The organism is Microcystis sp. M49636_WE2 (assembly GCF_030065375.1).
Lineage (GTDB): Bacteria > Cyanobacteriota > Cyanobacteriia > Cyanobacteriales > Microcystaceae > Microcystis > Microcystis aeruginosa_C.
On record NZ_JASJFG010000098.1, the window covers coordinates 1 to 5,690 of the forward strand.

The 5,690-nt window shown below is 36.5% G+C and carries 2 protein-coding genes and 1 pseudogene; all 3 read left to right on the plus strand.

Annotated elements, in window-relative coordinates; translation table 11 throughout:
* Positions 1-67: 67 nt before the first annotated feature.
* Positions 68-1,294, plus strand: coding sequence for an ISL3 family transposase (locus PX484_RS02285; protein ID WP_288102745.1), 1,227 nt, complete (start codon positions 68-70; stop codon positions 1,292-1,294).
* A 28-nt stretch (positions 1,295-1,322) separates the two neighbouring features.
* Positions 1,323-2,279: pseudogene (locus tag PX484_RS02290) on the plus strand (Rpn family recombination-promoting nuclease/putative transposase); the annotation flags it as partial.
* Positions 2,280-2,649: 370 nt separating this feature from the next.
* Positions 2,650-5,690, plus strand: a 3,041-nt coding sequence (locus PX484_RS02295; RefSeq protein WP_288102746.1) for a choice-of-anchor Q domain-containing protein, incomplete at its 3' end; no start/stop codon positions are given.

Here is a 5,690-nt window from a genome sequence, read left to right on the forward strand (position 1 = left end):
AATACAGCAATTTATTGGTTAAAATATAGACAGCCAAGACCAGCAATTTTAGACACAAGCTATACTTATGCCATCAAATCCACAATTAAAGTTAATGACCGAGCTACTTCACCTAGAAGGAGTTGTCGTTACCAATTATCAAATTATTACCGATATAGGAATTGTTTTACATTTAGAAAATATGTCAAGAGAAAGCCAGTGCATTCATTGTGGAAGTAAAACGGAAAAAGTTCATCAAAACAATGAATTAACAATCCGAGATTTACCCTTTGGAGAACAGGCATTATATCTGAGAATCAATCGTCGTCAGATGAGATGCGAGAAATGTGGGAAAAAATTCACAGAAGAACTAAATTATTTGCCGAAGAAAAGAACCTACACAGACAGATTTAGAAAAAAAATAGTGACCGAAGTCCTGAATAGTGATCTCAAAAATACGGCAGAAAGAAATGGAGTAAGCGAACAAGAAATAGAGACGATGCTCAAAGACTTAGGAGAAGAGTTAATAACCGCAAAACCTCAAGGGCTAAAAAAATTAGGAATAGATGAAATAGCCATGATAAAGGGAAAAGGAAATTACTATGCTGTGTTAGTAAATATAGACACAGGAAAAATTATAGGCTTAGTGGAAAAAAGAACAGAAGAAGCATTAACAGAATATCTGAAACACTGGGGAGAAGAGGTTTTGAGCCAAATAGAGGAAGTAAGTATAGACCTGTGGATAGGGTATAAAAATGTGGCAGAAAAACTAATGCCTCAAGCTCAAATAGTAGGGGATAGATTCCATGTAATGAAACAAGTAAATAACGAGCTAGATGAAGCAAGAAAGGAGGTAAAAAGAGAGGCAGCTAAGATAAAAAATAAGAAAAATAAAGAAAATATCTTAGCAGGAATAGCCAAGAGCAAATATGCCTTATTAAAGAATGAAGGAGACTTAGTAGAGAAAGAAAGGAAAAAATTGGAAGAAGTATATAAAGTGTCTCCAAAACTTGGGGAAATGCACAAATTAAAAGAGGAATTTAGAGAAGTATTTGAGAAAAATACGGAGGGGAATGAGGGATTATTTGCCTTGAGTGATTGGCTCAAAAAGGCGATGGCTTACTTTCCTAAAAGCTGCCAGACAATTCGGCGGTGGATTGACGAAATAACTGCCTATTTTGATAACCGAACAACCCAGGGAACAGTTGAAGGAATTAATAATAAACTGAAGGTGATTAAAAGGAGAGGCTATGGATTTAGAAACTTTAAAAACTTTAGTCTTAGATGTTTATTAAATTGGCATTTTGCTAGTTGATTTTACATGGTAAGTTCGGAAGAACCCTTTTTTAGACAAAGAAGTATTTACAGATGTCACGGAAGGAGAAAGGCATGAAAGTGATTTAGTCGCACAAGTTAAGTTTCGCGGAAAAGAATCTTTTTTTCTGATTCATCTGGAGGCGCAGGAAAGTTCCCGAAAGTGGTTTAACCGGCGAATGTTTACTTATTTTGCTCGCTTTCATGAGAAATTTGTCTTACCGATTTATCCGATTGTAATTTTTTCTTATTCAAAGCCAAAAAGAGCAGCGATTAGTCAATATGTAGTCGATTTTCCCGATTTTAAGGTATTAGAATTTAACTATCAAGTAGTGCAGTTAAATCGATTAAATTGGCGAGATTTTCTCAATCAACCGAATCCGGTTGCTTCAGCTTTAATGGCTAAGATGAACATTGCCGAGAAAGAGCGAGCCAAGGTTAAGGCGGAATGTCTGCGCTTGTTAATTACTTTAAAGTTAAATCCTGCGAAAATGCAATTAATTTCTGGATTTATCGATACTTATCTCAATCTAAATCCTGCCGAAGAGATACAATTTCAACAAGAGATTAGCACATTTAGTCAACCCGTACAGGAGGGAGTTATGCAAATTACTACCAGTTGGATGCGTCAAGGTATTGAACAAGGTATTGAACAAGGTATCGAACAAGGTATCAAACGCGGTATCGAACAAGGTATTGAACAAGGTATTGAACAAGGTATCAAACGCGGTATCGAGCTAGGTATCGAACAAGGTATCGGACAAGGTATCGGACAAGGTATCGAGCTAGGTATCGGACAAGGTATCGAACGCGAAAAGACATTTATTCTTCGTCAACTTAAACGCAAGTTAGGGGAGATTAATTTTTCCTTAGAAACTAAAATTATGGAGTTAAGTATTGATAATGTCGAAGCATTAGGAGAAGCTTTATTCGATTTCTCTACGGTTGAAGATTTAATCAATTGGTTAAATACTTTAACTGCCTAGTTTTGACGTTAGTGATCGCATTTTGGCAATCACCCGCTAGAGAAAACGGGTTTCTTAAAGAAACCCGTTTTCTGATGGCTTGAGGTTTAACCGCACCGAATTTAATTTGATTTTCTCTGATTCATGAATAAACCTGATGAAAAAAAAAAAAAAATAAGCATACTTTATATTCTATTGACAGTAGAAAAAAACGCTCTCAAAATGGTGGAAACGATTAATTAATGGTTTAATAGTTTTTTTTAGCCTAACCTCGACTGGCTACGTTTGCGGAAAACAGGCTGACTCGGCTGAATAAATAATAGCCAAGCAAATTGTGGGCATTGCCCACCCTACACAACTATTCATTTTAGAAATTTAAAGGGTTAATGTCATGACTTATTCTCTTTTGCCGATTCTTCCTGTTGTTGACGATGTTTTGTTCAATTTTGCTCAATCTGATGAATTTTGGGCGAATTTGGCCATCGCTTTTGGCACAAGTTATGATGTGGTTAAGGCGACGCAATTACGACAGCAGTGGCACAGCCGAAATTTTAGTCAAATTCCCCCAATTGAGGTACTCAGTGATGAGGTTTTAGGGACGGCGAATGGTGCATATTCCAGAAGTACCAATAAGATTTATCTATCAGCATCTTTTTTAAATACAGCTTCGCCAGCAGCGATAATTAATGTAATTTTAGAAGAAATTGGGCATTATGTGGATGCTCAAATTAATCAGAATGATGCTCCTGGAGATGAAGGAGAATATTTCTCGGCATTAGTCCGGGGAGTAGATTTGACAACGCAAGAAGTAGCAAGAATTACAACTGAAAATGACTTTGCAAATATTACGATTACAGGCAGTAATATTTCTGTAGAAAAATCTGCACCAATTATTTTGACCGTTAATACGACCGCCGATCAAAATGATGGAACCACTACTGGTGGATTGTCATTACGAGATGCGATTTTAATAGCCAATGCAGACACTACCAATGACTATATTATTGAATTACAAGGGGGACAAACCTATTTTCTCACTAACATGGTTTTCGGGGATTTGTGGGATAATACAGCCAAAACTGGTGATTTGGATATTTTACCAGGTGGTAAAGTTACGATTAAAAGTTTAGGTACAAGTCAGGCTGTTATTGATGGCAGTGGTTTAGGTAGTGGATATGGTAAGGGTAATCGCATTTTTCATGTCTTAGCTAACAGCAATTTTTCCTTAGATAAAATAACTATTACGAAATCAGCAGTAGGAGGTATTCTTGTTGATCAAAATGCTTTAGCTAATATTAGCAATAGCATAATCACTCAAAATGTTTACGTTTCCATGTCCGGCGGTAGTGCATCAACAAGGGGTGGAGGTATTAGCAATTTCGGTAATACTATTATTCAATCAAGCACGATAAATCAAAACTCAAGTGGACATGGTGGTGGTATTTATAACGAAGGATCACTAACCATAAACGATAGCACCATTAATGAAAATAACTCTACTTATGATGGAGGGGGTATTTATTCTAGCGGAACATTAACAGTAACTAATAGCGTTGTCAACAGTAACAAGACTGGATTTAATGGAGGTGGCTTTTATAATGGAGGTACAGCTAATATTTCTAAAACTGCTTTCAACAATAACAATGATACTGGTATTTATAATACTGGATCATTAACGCTCACTGATGGTTCAATCAATAGCAATCTCAGCGCAGGATTAGAAAATAAGGGAACTACTACCGTTACTGGAACCTCAATTAATAGCAATACAGGTAATGGAATTGAAAATAATAATATACTTAACATTAGTCGGGCTATCATCAATCAAAATGGAAAATATGGTTTATATAACTCACCTGATCTCTTTGGCAGTAATAACAAATATGCTAATGTTGAGAGTACAATAATTGATCGTAATGGTGATACTGGCATTTATAATTCTGGAACAATAAATATATCAAAAAGTGTAGTTAGTAGTAACGCAGATGGTGGTCTTTATAATAATTCTGGCAATGCTACTGTTATTGATACAATAATCCAAAATAATATTACTACTGGCTTTGGTGGTGGTATAGATAATCGAACGGCAAATCTTACAGTTATTAATAGTTTGATTGACGGTAATAGTGCAACAAAGTATGGTGGTGGTATTTATAATTATAACGACACTTTGCATAATGTAACTATTGTGAATAGCACTATTAGCAATAATAGTGCAAGTTTTGGCGGCGGCATCTTGAATACTGGTTATACAGTCCCAGGGTCTAGAAATGTTCCTCCTCGTGATACAAGAGCAACTTTTACGGCTATTAATTTAACAATTAGTGGCAATTCTGCTTCTGGGAGTGGTGGCGGAATTTATAATGAATCTAGGGGAAACCTTAATCTTAGCAACAATACCATCACGAACAACACATCTACATCAAATTTCAATACAAGCGGTGGAACAGGAGGCGGAATTTATAATGAAATCAATGGTGGACTTAATAATAATGCTAAAGGTGTAGTTAATGCTAAAAATACTATTATTGCAGGTAACTTTGATACCCCAAATAATAGCGTGACAAGTAGCACTTTAAACCCCGATTTGTATGGTCCCATTAACGGTGACAATAACAATCTCATTGGTAATTTAAGTGGAGCAAGTGGAAGTGTTGGTACAGGAACCGATCTTGTCAACCCAAACCCTAAACTTGGGCCACTACAAAACAATGGTGGAATCACATTAACCCACGCTGTTCTTTCTAATAGTCCTGCTATCAATAAAGGTAATAATCTTCTGGTTCCATTAGATAGTATGGATATAGATGGTGATGGTAACAAAACTGAACAAATTCCCTTTGATCAACGGGGAACAGGTTTTAGTCGCATCATTGGTGGGACAGTAGATATTGGCGCATTTGAAGAGCAACAGACATTTACTATCACCCCAATCGAAGCTTTTGGTAACACCAAATTAGTCCAAGACACAACTAACAACCTCTATGCTCAAATTGGCAATAATAACCCCACTGCTATTAAAATTGGTGCCACTCAGATTACCACAAATATCTACCCTGGTTGGCAAACTCTAGCAGCAGAAACCGTCAACGGAGTCAATCAAGTTTTATGGAAATATAACGATGGTAATTATCTCCACTTGTGGACTTTAGATAGTAACTGGAATTGGCAATCTTCAAGCGGATGGTGGGGATTAAACTCATCGGAAGCTTTTACTCAAGAAACCAACTTCCAACAAGACTTTAACGGTGATGGAATCATTGGTTCACCCTACACCACAATTGAAGCTTTTGGTAACACCAAATTAGTCCAAGACACAACTAATAAACTTTACACCCAAATTGGCAATAATAACCCCATCGTCATCAAAAATGGTGCCACTCAGATTACCACAAATATCTACCCTGGTTGGCAAACTCTAGCAGCAGAAAC